The sequence below is a fragment of the Pseudomonas sp. AB39(2026) genome, assembly GCF_059831485.1.
The window spans coordinates 2787163-2807492 of sequence record NZ_CP195212.1; the positions used below are offsets into that span (position 1 = coordinate 2787163).

Below are 20330 nucleotides of genomic sequence, written 5' to 3' on the forward strand. Positions count from 1 at the left end.
GGCAAACACCTATCGTTTGAAAAAGCACCGAAACAGGAGGCTCAACGTTATGTCGAACGCATCGAAAACTGATTGGGAGCGCGTAACAAAGCTTGGTGATCATGAGATCGATATCAGCGATACTCCAGAACTCGGAGACGATTTTTTTCGGCGTGCTGAATTGCGTCTTCCGGTAAAGCGGGCGGTGACCATTCGGCTTGATGCTGATGTACTCGAATGGTTCAAAGGGCAAGGCACTGGCTACCAGACCAGGATCAATCAGTTACTGCGTCAATATATGCAAGCCCACCGAGGCTGATGGACGATCACCTGCACACAGGCTCTTCAGCACATCCCAAATTCACCTTCGGTAACACGCCAGCTTTTTACTTCCCAGGCGGCTTCTGGCTAAATACCGCCCAGTTTTCTTCCTGCCCTGGAATGCACCCATGCCGTCTGTCTGCCGCTCGCTTACGTGGTGCTGCGTACTGTCCGTTGCCCTGTGGGGCAGCATGGCCAGTGCCGAGGATTACCACATCGGCAACCTGGACGTGATCGCCCCTTGGTCCCAGGCGTTGCCCCCCAACGCCCCTACCGTGGCAGCGTACTTCACTGTACGCAACAGGGGTATGGGCGACGACCGGTTGCTGGGGCTCGACAGCCCTGTGGCAGCCGAAGCGCAACTGCATGAGCACATCGGCGCCGATGGCATGATGAAAATGCAGCAGGTGGACGGCCTGATCATTCCCGCCGCCGGCCAGGTTCGCCTAGCGCCCATGGGTGGCCATGTGATGCTGCTGGGGCTGGCCGACCGAAGCCGGCTGGTCAGCGGCGCCAGTTTCCCGCTGGTGCTGCACTTCGAAAAGGCAGGTGACCTTGAAATACAGGTGCCGGTACTGGCCAACCCACCCGAGGGCAATGGCGTGCCCCTGCAAGGCGGCTGATGACCGTTCGCCCTGGTAGCCGCGCCGGTGCCTGGATCAGCCTCTTTGCAGTGCTGATGATGTTTATCGGCCCGCTGATCGCTCAGGCCATGCCCATGAACCACAGCGGCGGCCAGGCGATGCCCCAGCATGCTGGCATGGCCATGGATATGCCCGGCGAACATTGTCAGCCCCAGCCCAGCCACGGTAAGAACACTCAACTTCACCCTCTCTGGGAGCGCTGCGGTTATTGCAGCCTGTTCTTCCATTGCCCCGCTCTTCCTCAAACCCTTCAATTCAGAGCTGACAGCGCACCGCCAGCTACTGCTCGCCTGCTGGTACAAGCCCGCCAGGGCCACGGTGTACAGCCTGTCTTTCCAGGCGCACGCACCCGCGCGCCTCCCCTCCCACTGCACGCCTGACCTTTCCATCACGCGCCAGCCTGCCTGTTTCCTTTAAAGGGGATGGTCAGTGCGCGTGCCTGAACGCTCATTGTGTGGGAACCCCATGTCTGCCTTTTCATTAGCATCACGCTCCGCCCCTCGCTCGGCCGCCCTGTTGATCGGCGCCCTTGTCAGCCCTGCAGCCTTTGCTGTGGAAGAACCCAGAACGGGCCGTAAAGACAGTGTCGAATTACCTCCAACGGTGGTCACGGCAGTAGCCCCTGCCTCGTCACTCACAGTTGTCACCGACCCCAAAGCCCCCCGGCAGCCATTACCTGCAACCGATGGTGCCGACTACCTCAAGACCATTCCCGGCTTCAGCACCATCCGCAACGGTGGCAGCAATGGGGACCCCGTACTGCGGGGCATGTTTGGCTCACGGCTGAATATCCTGGCCAATGGCGGGCAGATCGTCGGCGCCTGCCCCGGTCGCATGGACGCACCCACCGCCTACATCTCACCTCAAAGCTACGACCGCCTTGTGGTGGTCAAAGGGCCGCAGACGGTGCAATGGGGGCCAGGTGCTTCTGCCGGAACCGTACGTTTCGAGCGGGACCCGGAAGCCTTCGCCACCCCCGGCGCACGGCTCGACGCCAGCGTGCTGGCAGGCTCCAATGGGCGTTTTGAACGCCGTGTGGATACGGCAGCAGGTGCGCACGAAGGCTATGCCCGCTTCATCGCCAATGACGCCCAAGCCGATGACTACCATGCAGGCAATGGCGATACCGTGCCATCACGCTGGCGCAAGTGGAATGGTGATATGGCCCTGGGCTGGACACCCGACCCGGACAGCCTGGTAGAACTGTCTGCCGGCCAGGGTGATGGTGAAGCGCGCTATGCCGGCCGTGGCATGGACGGGGCCAGCTTCAAGCGGGAGAGCCTGGGGTTACGCCTTGAGCGGCATGGGCTGGGCGACGTCTTCGAAGGCCTGGAGGCGCAGTTCTATTACAACTATGCCGACCATGTGATGGACAATTACAGCCTGCGTACGCCGCCTACCAGCGGCATGATGCCCGGCCCCCGCGCCAGCAACGTGGACCGCCGTACCCTGGGCGGCCGGGTCAAGGGCACCTGGGCGTGGCAAACCCTGGACCTGGTGGCCGGGGTGGACGGGCAGAACAGTGAGCATCGCAAGCGCGCCGCCTCAGGCGAAGGCGCCTACAAAGCGATCCCCCGCGAAAGGGATGCGGTGATGAACACCCTGGGTACGTTCGCCGAGCTGACCTGGCATGCTACTGATCAAAGCCGATGGCTGGGCGGGGCGCGGCTGGACCATGCCACGGCCCGGGACTACCGCACCACGCTTGGCTCAGGCATGGCCATGCGCACCAACCCCACCGCAGGCCGCGAGCGCAATGAAACACTGCCCAGCGGGTTTATCCGCTTCGAGCATGACCTTCACACTATGCCGCTCACGGCCTATGCAGGCCTCGGCCATGCCCAGCGCTTTCCGGATTACTGGGAGTTGTACTCACCCGCCCAAGGGCCGGCAGGTAGCGCCAATGCCTTTACGGGCATACGCCCGGAAAAAACCACCCAGCTCGATACCGGCCTGCACTACAAGGCCGAGCATGTGGAAGCCTGGGTATCGGCCTATGCCGGGCAGGTGAAGGACTACATTCTGTTCGACTACACCGGTGGGCAATCCACGGCGCGCAATATCAGTGCACACATCGCGGGTGGCGAATTGGGTGGGGCCTGGCATTTCAATGAACACTGGAAAGCCGATGCCACCTTGGCCTACGCCTGGGGGAAAAACCGCAGCGACGGCACTGCCTTGGCGCAAATGCCACCCCTGGATACACGCCTGGGCCTTAGCTACCAGCAGAACCAATGGAGTGCAGGCGCCTTGTGGCGGCTGGTGAGCGCGCAGCACCGGACCGACCCCGGCAAGGGCAATGTGGTCGGCAAGGATTACCGCAGCACGCCGGGCTTTGGGGTGTTCTCCTTGAATGGCGCAGTCCGCCTGGGCCCTAACCTCAAGGTCAGTGTCGGGGTAGACAACCTCTTCAGTAAAACCTATGCCGAACACCTTAACCTGGCCGGCAATGCCGGCTTCGGCTACCCAGGCGACGCCCTTAGCGCCATCGACGAACCAGGGCGCACGCTCTGGACCCAACTTGACCTGAGCTTCTAGGACGGACCATGCGCACTTCCTTTTATAATCTGGCGTGGCGTTGGCACTTCTATGCAGGCCTGCTGGTCGCCCCGATCATGATTCTGCTGGTGGTGACGGGTATCGTCTACCTGTTCAAACCGCAGCTAGACCCGCTCATGTACCCCGAGCTGCTGCACGTCGAGGCCATGGGCCAGAGGCTGCCGGCTGATACCTTGCTGGCACGCGTGCAAGAGACCTACCCTGATGGGCAGGTAAACCAGTACCTGCCGCCGACAAGCGCTACCGCCAGTGCCCAGTTCGTGGTGCAGGCTGGCGGCAACGCCTTCAACCTGTTTATGAACCCTTACACCGGGCAAGTGTTGGGCACCCAGCATGGTCTGTACAACCTCCAGGCCATCGCCCGCGCACTTCATGGCGAACTGATGATCGGCAAGGTCGGCGATGCCGTTGTAGAACTGGCCGCTGGCTGGGGCATCGTGTTGGTAGTATCCGGCCTGTACCTGTGGTGGCCGCGTGGCAAGGGCGCGGCCGGGGTGTTCTGGCCACGCTTGCGCAGCCGCGGCCGAGTATTCTGGCGTGACCTGCATGCCGTAGTGGGCTTCTGGGGTTCAGCGGGGTTGTTGTTCATGCTGCTCACCGGCATGACCTGGACCGGGATCTGGGGCAAACAGTACGCCGAGCTGTGGAACCGCTTCCCGGCGGGCATGTTCAGCGACATCCCCTTGTCGGATATAAGCGCGCGCACCCTTAACACGGCTGCGCGGCAAACCCTGCCTTGGGCCATGGAAAACACCCCCATGCCCATGAGTGGCGGTGACCATGCCGAACACATGGGCCACGGGGGTGCAAACAGCGGGCCTGCAGCCCCCCAGGCCAGCTTGCAGGCCGTGGTGGAAACCGCCGAGCGCGCTGGTGTGCACCCGGGCTACAGCATCACACTGCCCAAGACAGGCAACGGCGTGTACACCGTAGCAGTGTTCGCCGACGACCCCCGCAATGACGCCACCCTCCACATCGACCAGTACACCGGCAAGGTGCTGGTCGATGTGCGTTACGCTCAGTACGGGCTGCTGGCACGGGCCACCGAGCTGTCGGTGATGCTGCACGAGGGCAAGATGTTCGGCCTGGCCAACCAGTTGATCGTGCTGGTGGTGTGCCTGATGGTGCTACTAGGGTCGGTCAGCGGCCTGGTCATCTGGTGGAAGCGCCGCCCGGCCAAGGGCCTGGGCGTACCGCCGCTGCGTCACGGCCTGCCTCTGTGGAAAACTGCCGTGGCCGTGATGGTATGTATCGGCGTGGCCTTCCCACTGGTAGGGGCGTCGCTGGTGGCAGTCGCAGTGCTCGAATATGGCGTGTTGAGGTGGGTGCGCAGGCCTAGGGTACCTGCATAGGCGCTTCGTGAAAGCCTGTCAGCCTGCCAGTTCCAGGGCAAATCGCCCGCATGCGTGCGTGCTGGCTGGCTGGCTGGCTGGCTGGCATTAAAGCAGCCAACATTAAAGCAGCACCTGCAACCCTTTGCTGGCAATGATGTTCAGTAGTTTCAATGCCGGCCCGCTGGGGCGGGTCTCACCTTGTTCCCATTTGCGCACGGTGGAGGCCGTGGTATGCAAATGATGAGCAAACACCGGCTGGCTAAATAGCAGCGACTCGCGCAGGCGCTTGATGTCGGTTGGTGTGAAGGTGTGTACCGGTGGGGGGAAATCGGCATCAAATTCCCTCATCGTTACCTTATCGACCGCGCCTGCAGCCTCCAGGGCCAACAAATCAGCGCGAAGCGACTCAATGATCTTGCTCATTACAAAACACCCTCAATAACACGCCTGAGGACAGGGCCTTCTCGAACTCGAACCCTGACAGGTTCAAGAATACCTTGCCGGCATACCTCAAGGCACTCGCTTCGGCCTGTGAAATATTGCCTGTGGCGCTTTTAGCAAAGCCATGCAGGAATACGTAACGCTCGCCGACCTTCATGGAAACAAGCGTCCTGTATCCGCCTCGCTTTCCACCGTTGTCGCGGGCAATTCGCTTTTTATACAAAAAGCCCCCTAGGTTGGCGTCAACCAGCCCCGCGTCGATTTCTCGAGCAGCCATGCATAACGCCGCATCCGCCACGCCCTGAGCCTTTTGCCATCGAGCAAACTCACGGCGTTTTACAATACAAAGCCCCATTGCAGCCCCAAATGTACCCGTTACGGGCACACCTTAACAAGGTGCATTACCCAGGGCGACTTCTATACGCTCAGGTTTTATCAGCAGATATTTCTTAAAATATCGCTGAGGCCTATAAAACGCTTCAAAGCACTAATCTCCATACATACCTCTTGGCTGCAAGCACCACAACAGCGCACAACCCCGCACCACCTCCCGCCCTAAGCCCTGCCATGGCGCACTTCTTACCCTGACCGCCCCGTCAACTTCAGCACGCCCAAGCCGTTGCGCGCTTCGGCACACCCCTTGCACTGGTCCGTTCAGGAGCATGCCGTCTGCCCACACCAGAAAAATCACAGCACTGGAGATTGCACATGAAGCGCCGCAGTTTGCTAAAGGCTTTTACCCTCTCGGCTTCGATCGCTGCCATGGGGATGACCTGGACCGTCCAGGCCGCGGAAACCATCAAGGTCGGCATTCTGCATTCGCTCTCGGGCACCATGGCGATTTCCGAGACCTCGCTCAAGGACATGGCCTTGATGACCATCGACGAGATCAACAAGGCGGGCGGCGTCAACGGCAAGCAGCTTGAACCCGTGGTAGTAGACCCGGCGTCCAACTGGCCGCTGTTCGCGGAAAAAGGCCGGCAATTGCTGACCCAGGACAAGGTCGCCGTGGTGTTCGGCTGCTGGACCTCCGTATCGCGCAAGTCCGTATTGCCTGTGTTTGAAGAACTCAACGGCTTGCTGTTCTACCCCGTGCAGTACGAAGGCGAGGAAATGAGCCCGAACGTGTTCTACACCGGCGCGGCCCCCAACCAGCAGGCCATCCCGGCAGTGGAATACCTGATGAGCGAAGACGGGGGCGGCGCCAAGCGCTTCTTCCTGCTGGGAACTGACTATGTGTACCCACGCACCACCAACAAGATCCTGCGGGCCTTCCTGCACTCCAAAGGGGTAGCGGATAAAGACATCGAAGAGGTGTACACCCCGTTCGGCCACAGCGACTACCAAACCATTGTGGCCAACATCAAGAAGTTCTCTGCCGGGGGTAAAACGGCGGTGATCTCTACCGTCAACGGCGACTCCAACGTGCCGTTCTACAAAGAGCTGGCCAACCAAGGCCTGGAAGCCACCGACGTTCCGGTCGTGGCCTTCTCTGTGGGCGAAGAAGAACTGCGCGGGATCGACACCAAACCGCTGGTAGGCAACCTGGCGGCCTGGAACTACTTCGAGTCAGTCGAGAACCCCGAGAACAAGAAATTCGTAGCCGCCTGGAAAGCCTACGCCAAGGCGCACAACCTGCCTAATGCCGACACAGTGGTCACCAACGACCCGATGGAAGCCACCTATGTGGGTATCCACATGTGGGCGCAGGCGGCGGAAAAAGCCAAGTCCACCGACGTGGACAAGGTGCGCGAGGCCATGGCAGGCCAAACATTCAAGGCACCCTCCGGTTTCACCCTGACCATGGACAAGACCAACCACCACCTGCACAAGCCTGTGATGATCGGCGAGATCGAAGACAACGGCCAGTTCAACGTGGTGTGGCAGACCAAGGAGCCCATCCGCGCCCAGCCTTGGAGCCCGTTCATTCCTGGCAACGACAAAAAGCCTGACCACCCCGTGAAGAGCAACTGATCCACTGCCTTCATACCCCCGGCCCTGCCTTCGGGCAGGCGCCGCCCAGGCGCCAGGGAACCTTGATGCGTATACACCGTTTGCTGTTGCTCCTCTCGCTGTTGCTGCCCATGCTTGCCCATGCCAGTGACGCGGGCGATTTTGTGTCTGCAGATACCGCAGGCCAGGTGAAACTGCTGGAAAGCTGGGCCGCACAGCCCGTGCCTGAACGCCTGCCGTTGCTAGAGGCGCTGCAGGAAGGCCGGTTGGCCGCCGACAGCGAAAAGCATGCGTTTATCGACACCAACGCCACGATGGTAGGCGTCGACACCCCCGCCCCGGCTGACGAACCGCGAAAGCTGAGGCTGAACAACCGTTTACGAGGCCTGACCAATAACGCCCTGGCCAGCCATCAGTTGCTGTCCAGCGACGACGACTTACGCCTGGCAGCAGCCCAGCAACTCCAGCGCAGCGCCCTGCCCGCGCAGATACCACTGCTGGAGCGCCAACTGCAGGCAGAGCAGGCTAGCGGCGTAAAAGCGGCCCTTGGCCTGGCACTGGCCAACCTGCAACTGACAGACCCTTCGGCAGACGTTCGCCTACGTGCCGTCCGCCTGCTGGGGGACACGGGTGACCCGGCAGCACGCACTCGCCTCCAAGGGCTGCTTGAGCCTGGCTCCGAGCCAGACGCCGCCGTGCGCACCGCCGCCCAGACCAGCCTGGTACAGGTAAACCGCCAACTGCTGATCGGCGAACTCCTGGGCCAAGCCTTCAGTGGTCTGTCGCTGGGGTCGATCCTGTTGCTGGCAGCCCTTGGGCTGGCCATCACCTTCGGCTTGCTCGGCGTGATCAACATGGCCCACGGCGAAATGCTGATGCTGGGCGCCTACACCACTTATGTGGTGCAGATGCTGTTTCAAACCTATGCACCCGGTGCGCTGGCCTGGTACCCACTGGTTGCCCTGCCCGTGGCCTTTTTTGTTACCGCTGCGATCGGCATGGCCTTGGAGCGTACAGTGATTCGTCACCTGTACGGCCGCCCCCTTGAGACCTTGCTGGCCACCTGGGGCATCAGCCTGATCCTCATCCAGCTGATCCGTGTGACCTTTGGCGCGCAGAACGTGGAAGTGGCCAACCCCGCCTGGCTGTCGGGCGGCCTTCAAGTGCTGCCTAACCTGGTGCTGCCTTACAACCGCCTAGTGATTATTGCCTTCTCCCTGTTCGTGGTAGGCCTGACCTGGCTGCTGCTGAACAAGACGCGGCTGGGGCTGAACGTGCGTGCCGTGACCCAGAACCGCAACATGGCCGCTTGCTGTGGCGTACCTACCGGGCGTGTGGACATGCTGGCGTTCGGCCTGGGCTCGGGTATTGCCGGGTTAGGCGGGGTGGCCCTGAGCCAGGTCGGCAACGTCGGCCCGGACTTGGGCCAGAGCTACATCATCGATTCCTTCCTGGTGGTGGTGCTGGGTGGCGTGGGCCAGCTGGCAGGCAGCATTTGCGCAGCGTTCGGCCTGGGTATCGCCAACAAGTTTCTTGAACCACAGATCGGCGCTGTGCTGGGCAAGATCCTGATCCTGGCGCTGATCATTCTGTTTATCCAGAAACGCCCACAAGGGCTGTTCGCACTCAAAGGGCGGGTGATCGACTGATGAATCAACCCCTGATGGTTTCTGCCGTACAAAAGGCCGGCCCCCGCGTTTCCCTGGCGGTTGGCGCTGTGGTGATGGTGGTATTGCTGGCCCTGCCATTGCTGTCTCTGCTGCCTGAAAGCAATAGCCTGCAGGTATCGGCCTACACCCTCACCTTGGTGGGCAAGATCCTCTGCTACGCCATCGTTGCGCTGGCCCTGGACCTAGTATGGGGCTATGCCGGGCTGCTGTCCCTGGGGCACGGGCTGTTCTTCGCCCTGGGTGGCTACGCCATGGGCATGTACCTGATGCGAGAAGCCGCCGGTGACGGCCTGCCGGCCTTTATGACCTTTCTGTCCTGGACCGAGTTGCCCTGGTACTGGGTCGGCACGCAACACTTCCTCTGGGCCCTATGCCTGGTGGTGCTGGCGCCCGGACTGCTGGCACTGGTGTTTGGCTTCTTCGCCTTCCGCTCGCGGATCAAGGGCGTGTACTTCTCCATCATGACCCAGGCCCTCACCTTCGCCGGCATGCTGCTGTTCTTCCGCAACGAAACCGGCTTTGGAGGCAACAACGGCTTCACCAACTTCCGCACGTTGCTGGGGTTCTCGGTCACCGCCCAAGGCACCCGAGCGGTGCTGTTCCTGTTGACCGTGGCCCTGCTGCTGGCCAGCCTGTTCCTGGGCTGGCGGCTGGCCCGCAGCAAGTTCGGGCGCATTCTCACCGCGCTGCGCGATGCGGAAAACCGCCTGATGTTCTGCGGCTACGACCCGCGTGGCTTCAAGCTGTTCGTGTGGGTACTGAGCGCCGTGCTGTGCGGCCTGGCAGGCGCGCTGTATGTGCCACAGGTGGGCATCATCAACCCCAGCGAAATGTCACCGACCAACTCCATCGAAGCGGCGGTATGGGTGGCACTGGGCGGGCGCGGTACGCTGATTGGCCCTTTGTTAGGGGCCGGCGTGGTGAATGGCATGAAAAGCTGGTTTACCGTAGCTTTCCCGGAGTATTGGCTGTTCTTCCTGGGCGCGCTGTTCATTGTAGTAACGCTCTACCTGCCAAAGGGCGTGATCGGCCTGCTGAACAAACGAGGTGAGCCATGAGAATCACCCCTACTCCCCAGTTCATGCTCGAACCCGCCTTGGACCCTAACCAGGATGCGGGCACCAGCCGCGAGGCCATTGGGCTCGGCGGCGTCAGCCATGGCGGCCTGGACACACGGCACGGCACCATCCTTACCTTGGAAGACATCAGCGTGAGCTTCGATGGCTTCAAGGCATTGAACAGCCTCAACCTGTATATCGGTGTCGGCGAACTGCGCTGCATCATTGGGCCCAACGGGGCGGGCAAAACCACGTTGATGGACGTGATTACCGGCAAAACCCGGCCCACGGCCGGCAAGGCTTGGTTCGGTGAAACCCTAGACCTGACCCAGATGAGCGAAGTGCAGATCGCACAGGCCGGCATTGGCCGCAAATTCCAGAAGCCCACGGTATTCGAAGCACTGACTGTGTTCGAAAACCTGGAGCTGGCGCAGAAGGCAGACAAGTCCGTATGGGCTAGCTTGCGTGCCAGGCTTACAGGGGAGCAGCGTGACCATATCGACGACACCCTGGGCACTATCCGCCTGACGGCCTCGGCCACACGCCCGGCAGGCCTGCTGTCGCACGGGCAGAAGCAGTTTCTGGAAATCGGCATGTTGCTGATGCAGGATCCCCAGCTACTGTTGCTGGACGAACCTGTTGCCGGCATGACCGATGCGGAAACCGAATTCACCGCCGAGCTGTTCAAGACCCTGGCGGGCCAGCGCTCGCTGATGGTGGTAGAGCACGACATGGGCTTTGTGGGCTCGATTGCCGACCATGTGACGGTACTGCACCAGGGCAGCGTATTGGCGGAGGGCTCGCTTGAAAGCGTACAGGCCCATGAGCGTGTCATTGAAGTGTATCTAGGCCGTTGATTTTCCTCTGTAGGAGCGTGCGTAGCGCGCGAATACGTTCGCGCGCTACGCACGCTCCTACAGAGGGCAAGCACAAGGTAATACCCATGCTTCAAGTCGAAACGCTTCATCAGTACTACGGCGGCAGCCATATCCTGCGCGGCCTGTCCTTCGAAGCGAAGGTGGGTGAAGTGACGTGCCTGCTGGGCCGCAATGGCGTGGGTAAAACCACACTGTTGCGCTGCCTCATGGGCCTGTTGCCTGCCAAGGAAGGGCAGGTACGCTGGGAAGGCAAACCTATCACTAGCCTCAAGCCTCATCAGCGCGTGCAGGCCGGCATTGCCTACGTGCCACAAGGCCGCGAAATCTTCCCGCGCCTGACCGTTGAAGAAAACCTGCTGATGGGCCTGTCTCGCTTTTCCGCGCGCGAGGCTCGGGAAGTGCCTGCCTTTATCTACGAGTTGTTCCCGGTGCTGCTGGAGATGAAGCACCGCCGTGGTGGCGACCTGTCGGGGGGCCAGCAACAGCAGCTGGCTATTGGCCGCGCCCTGGCCAGCCGGCCGAGGCTGCTGATCCTTGACGAGCCCACCGAGGGCATTCAGCCGTCGGTGATCAAGGAGATCGGTGCGGTCATCCGTACACTGGCGGCACGGGGCGACATGGCCATTGTGCTGGTGGAGCAATTCTATGATTTCGCCGCCGAGCTGGCCGACCATTACATCGTGATGGCCCGTGGCGAAATCATTCGCCAGGGACGCGGAGCCAACATGGAAGCTGAAGGTGTTCGCGGCCTGGTAACCATCTGAACTTATGAACCTGCCCATGAACCTGCCAACGCACCCTGCGGCCTTCGTTCCCCACTGGAACGCCGAACTGGACCTGGCCTATGCCCGTTCAGGCGACACCACCCGCCCGGTACGCCGGCGTCATATCGGCCCGCTGCGGGTACAAAAGCACCTGTACCCGGAAGGGCCCGAGGTGTGCCAGCACATCATTATTCACCCGCCGGCCGGTATCGCCGGGGGTGATCGACTGGCTGTGGCCGCTCATGTCGGCGAAAACGCCTGGGCCCAGCTGACCAGCCCCGGCGCAGCCAAATGGTACCGGGCCGACAGCCCTGCCACACAGCACCTGAACCTGCAGGCTGGTGCAGGCGCTACGCTGGAGTGGCTGCCCCAGGAAACCCTCGTGTTCAGCGGCGCCCAGGCTCGGCTGGACACCCGTATTACCCTCGAAGCCGACGCTCGCCTGTGCTACTGGGACGTGATTGCCTTGGGTAGACCGGCCAGTGGCGAGGCCTTCACGTGTGGCTATTTTCAAGCCGCCCTGGACATCTTCCGCGATGGCAAACTGATCTGGCATGAGCGCCAGCGGCTCACCGGCAACGACCGTTTGCTAACCTCACCCATTGGCTTGCGTGGCCAGCCCGTGTTCGCCACCCTGATCATCACCGGCCTGGCCAGCGAGGATCTGCTGCAAGCCTGCCGCGAACTGCCCTGCCAAGGCCAGGGTGACCTGACACAGCTACCCGGCCTGGTGATTGCCCGCTGCCTGGCCAGTGAAGCCCTGCATGCACGGGACTGGCTGATTCGACTGTGGCGGCTGTTGCGCCCCCATTTACTGGGCCGAGAAGCGCTGGCACCGCGCATCTGGGCCACTTGAACACAGGTTGACGGAAGCCTTATGGACCTTACCCCTCGCGAGAAAGACAAGCTGTTGATCTTCACTGCCGGCCTGGTCGCCGAGCGGCGCCTGGCCCGCGGCGTAAAGCTGAACTACCCCGAAGCCATGGCGTACATTTCCGCCGCGCTGCTGGAGGGGGCCCGGGACGGGCAAACCGTGGCCGAACTGATGCATTACGGCACCACCCTGCTCACCCGCGAACAAGTCATGGAAGGCATCGCCGAAATGATTCCGGAAATCCAGGTGGAAGCCACCTTCCCCGACGGCACCAAGCTGGTCACCGTACACCAGCCTATTGTGTGAGAAGGCACCCATGAACATCGAGATTCGCGACGCTGTGCAGGCCGACCTGCCAGGCATTCTAAGCATCTACAACGACGCCGTGGCCAACACCACCGCTATCTGGAACGACAGCCTGGTAGACCTGGCCAACCGGCAAGCCTGGTTCGACCTGCGCCAGCAACAGGGCTACCCGATCCTGGTGGCTGTGGATGCCAGCAACCAAGTACTGGGGTATGCCTCCTTTGGCGACTGGCGCCCCTTCGATGGCTTCCGCCACAGCGTTGAAAACTCCGTGTACGTCAAGGAGGGGCAGCGTGGCCTGGGGTTAGGTGCCAGGCTGCTTGAGCACCTGGTGGAGCGCGCACGTGGCTGCAACAAGCACGTGGTGGTCGCCGCCATCGAAAGCGGTAACACCTCTTCCATTCGGTTGCATGAAAGGCACGGGTTCGTCATCACCGGGCAGATGCCCCAGGTGGGCGTGAAATTCGGCCGCTGGCTGGACCTGACGTTCATGCAACTGACCCTTGACCAGAACACTGCCCCACCCTCTCCTTTGGAGTGAACCATGAATGCTGCCCAGCTGCGCCGTGTGACAGAGGAAAGCTTCGCCCATTACCGCCAGGGGCTGATCGAGCTGTTGCTGGATGCCGTCGCCAATGGCGCCTCCATCGGTTTCTTGAACACGATTGACGCCGCCGCAGCGCGGGATTATTTCGAGGCGGTGCACAACGACATTGGACGGGGCACACGCCTTCTCTGGGTCGTGGTCAGGCACGAAGAGGTGGTGGCCAGCGTACAACTGGACCTGTGCCAGAAGCCCAACGGCCGCAACCGCGCCGAAGTGCAGAAACTGCTGGTGCACACCCACAGCCGCCGTCACGGTTTGGCTCGGCAACTGATGGCCGAGCTGGAGACAGCCGCTCGCCAGGCACAGCGCGGGTTGCTGTATCTGGACACGGAAACCGGTTCAACCGCCGAATACCTGTACCAGGGGCTGGGATACGAGCGTGCGGGGCAGATTCCCGACTACGCGTGCTCGCCCGAAGGGCAGTACCGGCCTACCTCGCTCTATTACAAGATTCTGCAAGGACCCCGCTCATGATTCCAGGTGAATACCGCATCGACGCGGGTGAAATCGAACTCAATGTGGGCCGCCGTACCCTGAGCCTGACGGTCGCCAACCGTGGCGACCGCCCCATTCAGGTGGGCTCGCATTTCCACTTTTTCGAAACCAACGACGCCCTGGCCTTTGATCGCCCCGCTTCACGCGGCATGCGCCTGAACATCCCGGCCGGCACCGCCGTGCGCTTCGAACCGGGCCAGTCGCGGGAGGTGGAGCTGGTGGAGCTGGCCGGGCTACGACGCGTGTATGGCTTTGCGGGTCGCGTGATGGGCGATCTCTGAACGCCCATGAGCAGCAGGCTTCACGCGGCAAACAGAACCGCGCACTTTCTTGCCGCTTGAAGCTTATGGCTTGAAGCCCAATTCCGAGGAACGAGGATGCGAATAAGCAAACACGCCTACGCCGACATGTTTGGCCCCACCGTGGGCGACCGGGTACGGCTGGCAGACACCGAGCTGTGGATCGAGGTGGAGAAGGACTTCACCCACTACGGTGAAGAAGTGAAGTTTGGTGGCGGCAAGGTCATCCGAGACGGCATGGGCCAGGGCCAGCTACTGGCCGCCGAGGTGGTGGACACTGTGATCACCAATGCGTTGATCCTGGACCACTGGGGCATCGTGAAGGCGGACGTGGGCCTGAAGAATGGCCGCATCGCTGCCATCGGCAAAGCGGGCAACCCGGACATCCAACCGGAGGTGACCATTGCCCTGGGGGCCAGTACCGAAGTGATCGCTGGTGAAGGCATGATCCTCACGGCGGGTGGCATCGATACCCACATTCATTTCATCTGCCCGCAGCAGATCGAAGAAGCGCTCATGAGCGGCGTGACCACCATGATCGGTGGTGGCACAGGCCCAGCCACTGGGACCAATGCCACTACCTGCACGCCCGGCCCGTGGCACATGGCGCGGATGCTCCAGGCCGCTGACGCCTTTCCCATGAACATCGGCTTCACTGGCAAAGGCAACGCCAGCCTCCCCGGCCCGTTGATCGAGCAGGTGGAAGCCGGCGCCATCGGCCTGAAGCTGCATGAGGACTGGGGTACTACACCAGCAGCCATCGACAACTGCTTGAACGTGGCCGACCAGTACGACATTCAGGTGGCGATCCATACGGACACCCTGAACGAGTCAGGCTTTGTGGAAACCACCCTGGGTGCCTTCAAGGGCCGCACCATTCACACCTACCACACCGAGGGCGCGGGCGGCGGCCATGCGCCGGACATCATCAAAGCTTGCGGGCTGCCTAACGTGCTGCCCAGTTCGACCAACCCCACACGGCCGTTCACGCGCAATACCATTGATGAACACCTGGACATGCTGATGGTGTGCCACCACCTGGACCCCAGCATTGCCGAAGATGTGGCCTTTGCGGAAAGCCGCATCCGCCGTGAAACCATCGCTGCCGAGGACATTCTCCACGACTTGGGCGCGTTCTCGATGATCAGCTCCGACAGCCAGGCCATGGGCCGGGTAGGCGAAGTGATCACCCGCACCTGGCAGACCGCCGATAAAATGCGCAAGCAGCGAGGGCCTTTACCCGAAGACAGCGAGCGCAATGACAACTTCCGGGCCCGCCGCTATATCGCCAAATACACCATCAACCCGGCCATCACCCACGGCATCAGCCACGAAGTAGGCTCGGTTGAAGTGGGCAAGTTTGCGGACCTGGTACTGTGGCGCCCGGCGTTCTTCGGTGTAAAACCAACACTGATTCTCAAAGGTGGGGCCATTGCTGCCAGCCTGATGGGCGATGCCAATGCGTCGATTCCCACCCCCCAACCCGTGCATTACCGGCCCATGTTCGGCAGCTATGCCGGCGCCCGCCACGCCACCAGCCTGACCTTTATCAGCCAGGCCGCCCAGGCCGCTGGCGTGCCAGAGCGACTGGGCCTGAAGAAAACCATTGCCGTGGTCAAAGGCTGCCGTAACGTGACCAAAGCCGACCTGATCCACAACAGCTACCAGCCCCACATCGACGTGGACCCGCAAACCTACCAGGTGAAGGCTGACGGGGTGCTGCTGTGGTGCGAGCCAGCGGATGTGCTGCCCATGGCGCAACGGTATTTTCTGTTTTGATAGCGGCAAGCGACGAGCCTCAAGCCTCAAGCCTCAAGCCTCAAGCCTCAAGCCTCAAGCCTCAAGCCTCAAGCCTCAAGCCTCAAGCCTCAAGCCTCAAGCCTCAAGCCTCAAGCCTCAAGCCTCAAGCCTCAAGCCTCAAGCCTCAAGCCTCAAGCCTCAAGCCTCAAGCCTCAAGCCTCAAGCCTCAAGCCTCAAGCCTCAAGCCTCAAGCCTCAAGCCTCAAGCTTAGATCGAGCGGCTTGTCGCTTGTCGCTTGCAGCTTGCAGCTTGCAGCTTATGGCTCGCAGCTAAGCGCCCCGAGGATCGAACCCTGACTTGCTGGCCAACTGCGCCCACAACGCTTTGGTACTGTCGTTAGCAGGTGGCATCACGGCCTTCAACTGCACGAACAGGTCACCACGGCCGCCGCCCTTGATGGGCAGGCCGTTGTCCTTCACGCGCAGGCGCTGGCCGTTCTGGCTATCCGGGCGCACGGTCAGGTTGATGCGGCCTGTCAACGTAGGTACTGGTACCTTGGCCCCGAGGGCCAGCTCCCAAGGGGCGACAGGCACTTCAACTACTAGGTCGGTGCCTTCGGCCGTGAAGCGTGGGTGCGGTGCATAGCGAATGGTGATGTACAGGTCACCTGGCTCACCCCCCGCATGGCCAGGGCCGCCTTGGCCTTTGAGGCGGACGCGCTCGCCATCGGCAACACCGCCTGGGATCTTGACGTTCAGCGTTTTGGTAGCACTGCCCGTGGGGTGCCCGGCTGCATTGTATTGCGGCACTCGGAAGCTGACCTGCTTGGACTCACCGGCCAGGGTTTCCTCTAGAAACAGCGCCAGGTCCAGCTCTACGTCTTTGCCCCTCCGGCTAGCATTGCGCGACTGCCCGCGGGCGTTGCCAAACGGGTTGCCCGCGCGGCTCTGGTTGCCGAAGATAGAGCTGAAGAAGTCGGAAAAATCAGCCTGTTCGCCACCGAAATTGCCACCACCATACCCAGGCGGCGCCTGGAAGGGTCGGCCGTGCACACCGTACTTGCGAAGCTCGTCGTATTCGGCGCGTTTTTCGGGGCTACTGAGGGCGTCGTAGGCTTCGTTGGCCTCTTTGAAATGCGCTTCGGCATTGGGCTCCTTGCTCACGTCCGGGTGGTATTTGCGAGCAAGCTTGCGGTACGCGGCCTTGATGGTCTTCTCATCTGCACTGGGCTCTACGCCAAGTACCTTGTAGTAGTCTTTGAAATCCATTTATGGGTACCACCTGAAAAGAGGAAAGCGCGGGGGCGTCTTCAATCAGACGTTGCCTGTGGCAAAGGTTCGCGCGGGTAATGGCTTCTAGGTTGGGGCCAATAGCCAGCTTTCAAGGCACGAGCCCATTAAAATAACCGACGCCTGCCCTTCGATTTCGTTGAACGCTGGCATACACTGCGCGGCCGTTTTTTTCCAAGGGCCGACCCATGACCTCCGATTCCTTCGCTCGCGCCTGCGGCATCGACTTTGGCACCTCCAACTCCACGGTGGGCTGGTATCGCCCAGGCCAAGAGACCTTGCTTGCCCTTGAAGACGGCAAGATCACGCTGCCGTCAGTGGTATTTTTCAACGCCGAGGAACGCCGCCCAGTCTACGGGCGCCTGGCGCTGAAGGAATACCTGGACGGTTACGAGGGCCGGCTGATGCGGTCGCTCAAAAGCTTGCTGGGTTCCAAGCTGATCAAGCACGACACCAGCGTGCTGGGCAGCGCCATGCCCTTCAAAGACTTACTAGGCCTGTTCATTACCCAACTCAAGCAACGAGCCGAGCAGGCCGGTGAGCGCGCATTCGACCAGGTTGTGCTGGGCCGCCCAGTGTTCTTTGTGGACGACGATGCCAGCGCCGATCAGGACGCCGAAGACACCCTTGCCGCTGTTGCGCGCAAGGTGGGTTTCAAAGACGTGTCCTTTCAGTACGAGCCTATCGCGGCGGCCTTCGACTATGAGTCCGGCATCGACCGTGAAGAACTGGTACTGATCGTCGACATCGGCGGCGGTACCTCCGACTTTTCCCTGGTGCGCCTGGCACCGGAACGCCGTGCCCTGACCGAACGCCAAAGCGATATCCTGGCTACGGGCGGTGTACACGTGGGCGGTACGGACTTCGACAAGCAACTGAGCGTCCAGGGTGTAATGCCCCTGTTCGGGTATGGCAGCCGCATGAAAAGCCAAGCCCTGATGCCCACCAGCTTCCACTTGAACCTTGCCACCTGGCACACCATCAACGCCGTGTATTCGCAAAAATCCCAGATTTCCCTGGGCAACATGCGTTACGACATCGAGGACACCCTGGGCATCGACCGCCTGTTCCGGCTGATCGAACAGCGCGCCGGGCATTGGTTGGCCATGGAAGTGGAAGAGACCAAGATCCAGCTCACCGAGGCGCCCAACCGGCTGCTGGCACTGGACCGGATTGAACCAGGGCTAAGTGTGAACCTGACCCGCACGCTGTTCGAAAGTGCCATCGAAGGCCTGCTGGGCCGGGTGCGCAACAGCGTGCGAGAAACCTTGGCGCGTGCAGGCATCACCGAAGCGCAGGTGGACACCGTATTCTTCACTGGCGGCTCCAGCGGTATCCCTGCCTTGCGTAACAGCGTTGCGGCCATGCTGCCCAACGCTCGCCATGTGGAAGGCAACCGCTTCGGCAGCATCGGCAGCGGCTTGGCCATCGAAGCCTGGCGCCGCTACGGCTGACGTCTGCAGTTGCTGCGTTACCGCTTGTGGGACCGGGCGTAGACCGGGAAAAACGGCACGCCCATTCGCCAGGCATTCAGCCCTATACCAACCCCGCCTCGCGCAGCTCGCTCTTGAGGTACGCGTAGTAGATCGGCCCGGCCACCACGCCGGGCAGGCCAAACGCTGCCTCGAAAATCAACATCGCCAGCAATAGCTCCCAGGACTTGGCACGGATTTGCCCACCTACAATGCGGGCATTGAGGAAGTACTCCACCTTGTGGATGAGGATCAGGTAGGCCAGCGCGCCCACCGCGACCCAGACTGAGATCGACAGCCCTACGATGGTAATCAGGGTATTGGAGATCAGGTTACCGATCACCGGCAGCAACCCCAGCAGGAACGTAAGCACGATCAGGGTTTTGGTCAGCGGCAGCTTGATACCGATCAAGGGCAGCACCACGGCCAGGAAAATGGCGGTAAAGGCGGTGTTGAGCAGCGAGATCTTGAGTTGTGCAAACACGATGTTGCGGAACGCCTGCACCAGCAGGCTCAGCCGTTTGTACAGGGCCGCTGCCAGTGGCTGGCGCTCGGCATGCTCTGGCGCCCGCTGAAGCGCAATGATCGCGCCCAGCACCATGCCAATCAGCAAGGTAACGAAGGTGTGCACAGCGTCCTTGCCTATCAGTTGAAGGTCACTGAGATGCTTGCCCATCCAGGCCCCGATCGCCACGCGAAATTCAGCAGCGCTGGCAGGCAGGTACGCATCGATGGCAGGCGGCAACTGGCCCCTTGCCCGGTCCACAACCCGCATGAACTTGTCCAAGGACGCGCCGGGGTTTTCCACTTCGTGAAGCACCAGGCTGAACGCACCGAAGAAGATCAACGCTAGCCCACACACCACCAGCGTGCCCAGCAAGGCCACCGCCAGCCAGCGTGCTCGAGGCCCGGCGGTCAGCCGTTGCAACTGGGGGGTAAGCATATTGACCAGTTCGAAAACCAGAAGGCCCGCCAGCAGGCTAGGCAACAGGCGCAGCGGCAGCACCAGCAATAGCCCGCCAATAACCAGCACCCAGCTGGCGATCAGTACATGACGTGACGAAAACGTGGGCATACGGCCTCGAACAAACCACCCGGAAAGGATGGGCAGTCTGCCAGTGAACGTGACGCTTCACCAGCCTAAAGCGGGGCGGCAATGTAACGGCTGATCACTGCGTGGAAAGTTCGAACTCTTGCGCACAAGCAAAGCTCCAAATCCCGTAGCCATTCCGGCTTTTCAAGGAGCGATACCCATGTTTCGGCAAACCCTGATCGCCGCTTCCACCCTAGCCATGCTTGCGGGCTGCCAGACCACACCCGAGAACCCTGTGGATTTCGTGACCTACCGCAACGAGCCCTTGGTCAAGCAGGTAGAGAAAGGCATGACCATGCAACAGGTGAACACCATTGGCGGTCCGGCTTCCACAGTGGTGCCAGGCACCGCAGGCTCCAGCAATGGGACCTGCAACAACTACATCCTGAACCGCGAAGGCCACCAGCAGCCCTACTACGTAAGCTTCAACAGTGCGGGCCTGGTAGATACCAAGGGCTTCATGACCTGCGAACAGCGCAAGCAGAACGAAATGGCCAAGTGAGGCCTGGCCGCCTCACGCTTGGGTGAAACCTTCAGCGCAGCGGCCACTCACA

Annotated in this window: 22 protein-coding genes; 18 read left to right on the forward strand and 4 right to left on the reverse strand. The window is 61.3% G+C overall.

Annotation, left to right across the window (positions count from 1 at the left end):
* Positions 1 to 49 precede the first annotated feature (49 nt).
* From ACSAMW_RS12825 to ACSAMW_RS12845, 5 genes are all read left to right on the forward strand, one after another.
* Positions 50 to 298 carry a BrnA antitoxin family protein gene (locus ACSAMW_RS12825; protein ID WP_168082813.1) on the forward strand — a complete coding sequence of 83 codons (249 nt, stop codon included), beginning with the start codon at positions 50 to 52 and terminating at the stop codon, positions 296 to 298.
* 193 nt (positions 299 to 491) lie between these two features.
* The gene (locus ACSAMW_RS12830) at positions 492 to 923 is read left to right on the forward strand and encodes a copper chaperone PCu(A)C (RefSeq protein WP_500594035.1); all 432 of its coding nucleotides are present in this window, start codon (positions 492 to 494) and stop codon (positions 921 to 923) included.
* Entirely contained in the window at positions 923 to 1324 is a 402-nt protein-coding gene (locus ACSAMW_RS12835) for a DUF2946 domain-containing protein (RefSeq protein WP_500590630.1), read from the forward strand. The genes ACSAMW_RS12830 and ACSAMW_RS12835 overlap by 1 nt, the downstream gene beginning before the upstream one ends.
* 85 nt (positions 1325 to 1409) lie before the next feature.
* Positions 1410 to 3482 carry a TonB-dependent copper receptor gene (locus ACSAMW_RS12840; RefSeq protein WP_500590631.1) on the forward strand — a complete coding sequence of 691 codons (2073 nt, stop codon included), beginning with the start codon at positions 1410 to 1412 and terminating at the stop codon, positions 3480 to 3482.
* Positions 3483 to 3490: 8 nt separating this feature from the next.
* Positions 3491 to 4855, forward strand: coding sequence for a PepSY-associated TM helix domain-containing protein (locus ACSAMW_RS12845; RefSeq protein WP_500590632.1), 1365 nt, complete (start codon positions 3491 to 3493; stop codon positions 4853 to 4855).
* A gap of 102 nt (positions 4856 to 4957) precedes the next feature.
* On the opposite strand, the gene ACSAMW_RS12850 is transcribed toward ACSAMW_RS12845, so the two are convergent.
* Both ACSAMW_RS12850 and ACSAMW_RS12855 read right to left on the reverse strand, forming a co-directional pair.
* A complete protein-coding gene (locus tag ACSAMW_RS12850; protein ID WP_500590633.1) occupies positions 4958 to 5260 on the reverse strand; it encodes a helix-turn-helix domain-containing protein in 303 nt (100 codons plus the stop codon).
* Positions 5244 to 5633: a type II toxin-antitoxin system RelE/ParE family toxin gene (locus ACSAMW_RS12855; protein WP_500590634.1), complete on the reverse strand. Its 390-nt coding sequence runs from the start codon at positions 5631 to 5633 to the stop codon at positions 5244 to 5246. Before ACSAMW_RS12855 ends, ACSAMW_RS12850 begins: the two co-directional genes overlap by 17 nt.
* Positions 5634 to 5986: 353 nt before the next feature.
* Here ACSAMW_RS12855 and urtA point away from each other — a divergent pair, with 353 nt between their 5' ends.
* The 11 genes from urtA (at position 5987) to ureC (ending at position 15961) form a co-directional block, all read left to right on the forward strand.
* Positions 5987 to 7252 carry an urea ABC transporter substrate-binding protein gene (urtA, locus tag ACSAMW_RS12860; protein WP_500590635.1) on the forward strand — a complete coding sequence of 422 codons (1266 nt, stop codon included), beginning with the start codon at positions 5987 to 5989 and terminating at the stop codon, positions 7250 to 7252.
* Positions 7253 to 7317: 65 nt separating this feature from the next.
* The gene (gene urtB, locus ACSAMW_RS12865; protein WP_500590636.1) at positions 7318 to 8880 is read left to right on the forward strand and encodes an urea ABC transporter permease subunit UrtB; all 1563 of its coding nucleotides are present in this window, start codon (positions 7318 to 7320) and stop codon (positions 8878 to 8880) included.
* A complete protein-coding gene (urtC, locus tag ACSAMW_RS12870; protein WP_500590637.1) occupies positions 8880 to 9959 on the forward strand; it encodes an urea ABC transporter permease subunit UrtC in 1080 nt (359 codons plus the stop codon). Before urtB ends, urtC begins: the two co-directional genes overlap by 1 nt.
* Entirely contained in the window at positions 9956 to 10816 is an 861-nt protein-coding gene (gene urtD, locus ACSAMW_RS12875) for an urea ABC transporter ATP-binding protein UrtD (protein WP_500590638.1), read from the forward strand. Before urtC ends, urtD begins: the two co-directional genes overlap by 4 nt.
* An 86-nt stretch (positions 10817 to 10902) precedes the next feature.
* Positions 10903 to 11601, forward strand: coding sequence for an urea ABC transporter ATP-binding subunit UrtE (gene urtE, locus ACSAMW_RS12880; protein ID WP_500590639.1), 699 nt, complete (start codon positions 10903 to 10905; stop codon positions 11599 to 11601).
* Positions 11602 to 11617: 16 nt separating this feature from the next.
* Positions 11618 to 12457, forward strand: a complete 840-nt coding sequence (locus tag ACSAMW_RS12885) for an urease accessory protein UreD (protein ID WP_500590640.1) — start codon at positions 11618 to 11620, stop codon at positions 12455 to 12457.
* A gap of 21 nt (positions 12458 to 12478) precedes the next feature.
* Complete coding sequence (gene ureA, locus ACSAMW_RS12890; protein WP_368556809.1) at positions 12479 to 12781, forward strand: urease subunit gamma; 303 nt, start codon at positions 12479 to 12481, stop codon at positions 12779 to 12781.
* A gap of 10 nt (positions 12782 to 12791) precedes the next feature.
* Positions 12792 to 13322: a GNAT family N-acetyltransferase gene (locus ACSAMW_RS12895; RefSeq protein ID WP_500590641.1), complete on the forward strand. Its 531-nt coding sequence runs from the start codon at positions 12792 to 12794 to the stop codon at positions 13320 to 13322.
* Positions 13323 to 13325: 3 nt separating this feature from the next.
* Entirely contained in the window at positions 13326 to 13862 is a 537-nt protein-coding gene (locus ACSAMW_RS12900) for a GNAT family N-acetyltransferase (protein WP_500590642.1), read from the forward strand.
* Positions 13859 to 14164, forward strand: coding sequence for an urease subunit beta (locus ACSAMW_RS12905; protein ID WP_168082839.1), 306 nt, complete (start codon positions 13859 to 13861; stop codon positions 14162 to 14164). Before ACSAMW_RS12900 ends, ACSAMW_RS12905 begins: the two co-directional genes overlap by 4 nt.
* Before the next feature lie 96 nt (positions 14165 to 14260).
* Positions 14261 to 15961 (forward strand): urease subunit alpha, encoded by a 1701-nt coding sequence (ureC, locus tag ACSAMW_RS12910; RefSeq protein WP_500590643.1) that lies wholly within the window; start codon positions 14261 to 14263, stop codon positions 15959 to 15961.
* A 290-nt stretch (positions 15962 to 16251) separates the two neighbouring features.
* Here ureC and ACSAMW_RS12915 read toward each other — a convergent pair whose 3' ends face one another.
* The gene (locus ACSAMW_RS12915) at positions 16252 to 17190 is read right to left on the reverse strand and encodes a DnaJ C-terminal domain-containing protein (protein WP_500590644.1); all 939 of its coding nucleotides are present in this window, start codon (positions 17188 to 17190) and stop codon (positions 16252 to 16254) included.
* A 209-nt stretch (positions 17191 to 17399) separates the two neighbouring features.
* On the opposite strand from ACSAMW_RS12915, the gene ACSAMW_RS12920 reads away from it, so the two are divergent.
* Complete coding sequence (locus tag ACSAMW_RS12920; RefSeq protein ID WP_500590645.1) at positions 17400 to 18665, forward strand: Hsp70 family protein; 1266 nt, start codon at positions 17400 to 17402, stop codon at positions 18663 to 18665.
* Positions 18666 to 18747: 82 nt separating this feature from the next.
* Here ACSAMW_RS12920 and ACSAMW_RS12925 read toward each other — a convergent pair whose 3' ends face one another.
* Entirely contained in the window at positions 18748 to 19758 is a 1011-nt protein-coding gene (locus tag ACSAMW_RS12925; RefSeq protein ID WP_500590646.1) for an AI-2E family transporter, read from the reverse strand.
* 178 nt (positions 19759 to 19936) lie between these two features.
* Between ACSAMW_RS12925 and osmE the strand changes: the two genes are divergently transcribed.
* Positions 19937 to 20278, forward strand: a complete 342-nt coding sequence (osmE, locus tag ACSAMW_RS12930) for an osmotically-inducible lipoprotein OsmE (RefSeq protein ID WP_500590647.1) — start codon at positions 19937 to 19939, stop codon at positions 20276 to 20278.
* Positions 20279 to 20330: the final 52 nt, after the last annotated feature.

Bases quoted from the DNA above. Each gene is read 5' to 3' on its own strand.
- ACSAMW_RS12920 (WP_500590645.1), top strand. From the start codon at position 17,400: ATGACCTCCGATTCCTTCGCTCGCGCCTGCGGCATCGACTTTGGCACC.
- ACSAMW_RS12885 (WP_500590640.1), top strand. From the start codon at position 11,618: ATGAACCTGCCAACGCACCCTGCGGCCTTCGTTCCCCACTGGAACGCC.
- ACSAMW_RS12915 (WP_500590644.1), bottom strand. From the start codon at position 17,190: ATGGATTTCAAAGACTACTACAAGGTACTTGGCGTAGAGCCCAGTGCA.
- ACSAMW_RS12925 (WP_500590646.1), bottom strand. From the start codon at position 19,758: ATGCCCACGTTTTCGTCACGTCATGTACTGATCGCCAGCTGGGTGCTG.
- urtE (WP_500590639.1), top strand. From the start codon at position 10,903: ATGCTTCAAGTCGAAACGCTTCATCAGTACTACGGCGGCAGCCATATC.
- ACSAMW_RS12855 (WP_500590634.1), bottom strand. From the start codon at position 5,633: ATGGGGCTTTGTATTGTAAAACGCCGTGAGTTTGCTCGATGGCAAAAG.
- ACSAMW_RS12895 (WP_500590641.1), top strand. From the start codon at position 12,792: ATGAACATCGAGATTCGCGACGCTGTGCAGGCCGACCTGCCAGGCATT.
- ACSAMW_RS12900 (WP_500590642.1), top strand. From the start codon at position 13,326: ATGAATGCTGCCCAGCTGCGCCGTGTGACAGAGGAAAGCTTCGCCCAT.
- urtC (WP_500590637.1), top strand. From the start codon at position 8,880: ATGAATCAACCCCTGATGGTTTCTGCCGTACAAAAGGCCGGCCCCCGC.
- ACSAMW_RS12840 (WP_500590631.1), top strand. From the start codon at position 1,410: ATGTCTGCCTTTTCATTAGCATCACGCTCCGCCCCTCGCTCGGCCGCC.
- ACSAMW_RS12845 (WP_500590632.1), top strand. From the start codon at position 3,491: ATGCGCACTTCCTTTTATAATCTGGCGTGGCGTTGGCACTTCTATGCA.
- urtD (WP_500590638.1), top strand. From the start codon at position 9,956: ATGAGAATCACCCCTACTCCCCAGTTCATGCTCGAACCCGCCTTGGAC.
- ACSAMW_RS12835 (WP_500590630.1), top strand. From the start codon at position 923: ATGACCGTTCGCCCTGGTAGCCGCGCCGGTGCCTGGATCAGCCTCTTT.
- urtB (WP_500590636.1), top strand. From the start codon at position 7,318: ATGCGTATACACCGTTTGCTGTTGCTCCTCTCGCTGTTGCTGCCCATG.
- ACSAMW_RS12905 (WP_168082839.1), top strand. From the start codon at position 13,859: ATGATTCCAGGTGAATACCGCATCGACGCGGGTGAAATCGAACTCAAT.
- ureA (WP_368556809.1), top strand. From the start codon at position 12,479: ATGGACCTTACCCCTCGCGAGAAAGACAAGCTGTTGATCTTCACTGCC.
- ureC (WP_500590643.1), top strand. From the start codon at position 14,261: ATGCGAATAAGCAAACACGCCTACGCCGACATGTTTGGCCCCACCGTG.
- ACSAMW_RS12850 (WP_500590633.1), bottom strand. From the start codon at position 5,260: ATGAGCAAGATCATTGAGTCGCTTCGCGCTGATTTGTTGGCCCTGGAG.
- ACSAMW_RS12830 (WP_500594035.1), top strand. From the start codon at position 492: ATGGCCAGTGCCGAGGATTACCACATCGGCAACCTGGACGTGATCGCC.
- ACSAMW_RS12825 (WP_168082813.1), top strand. From the start codon at position 50: ATGTCGAACGCATCGAAAACTGATTGGGAGCGCGTAACAAAGCTTGGT.
- urtA (WP_500590635.1), top strand. From the start codon at position 5,987: ATGAAGCGCCGCAGTTTGCTAAAGGCTTTTACCCTCTCGGCTTCGATC.
- osmE (WP_500590647.1), top strand. From the start codon at position 19,937: ATGTTTCGGCAAACCCTGATCGCCGCTTCCACCCTAGCCATGCTTGCG.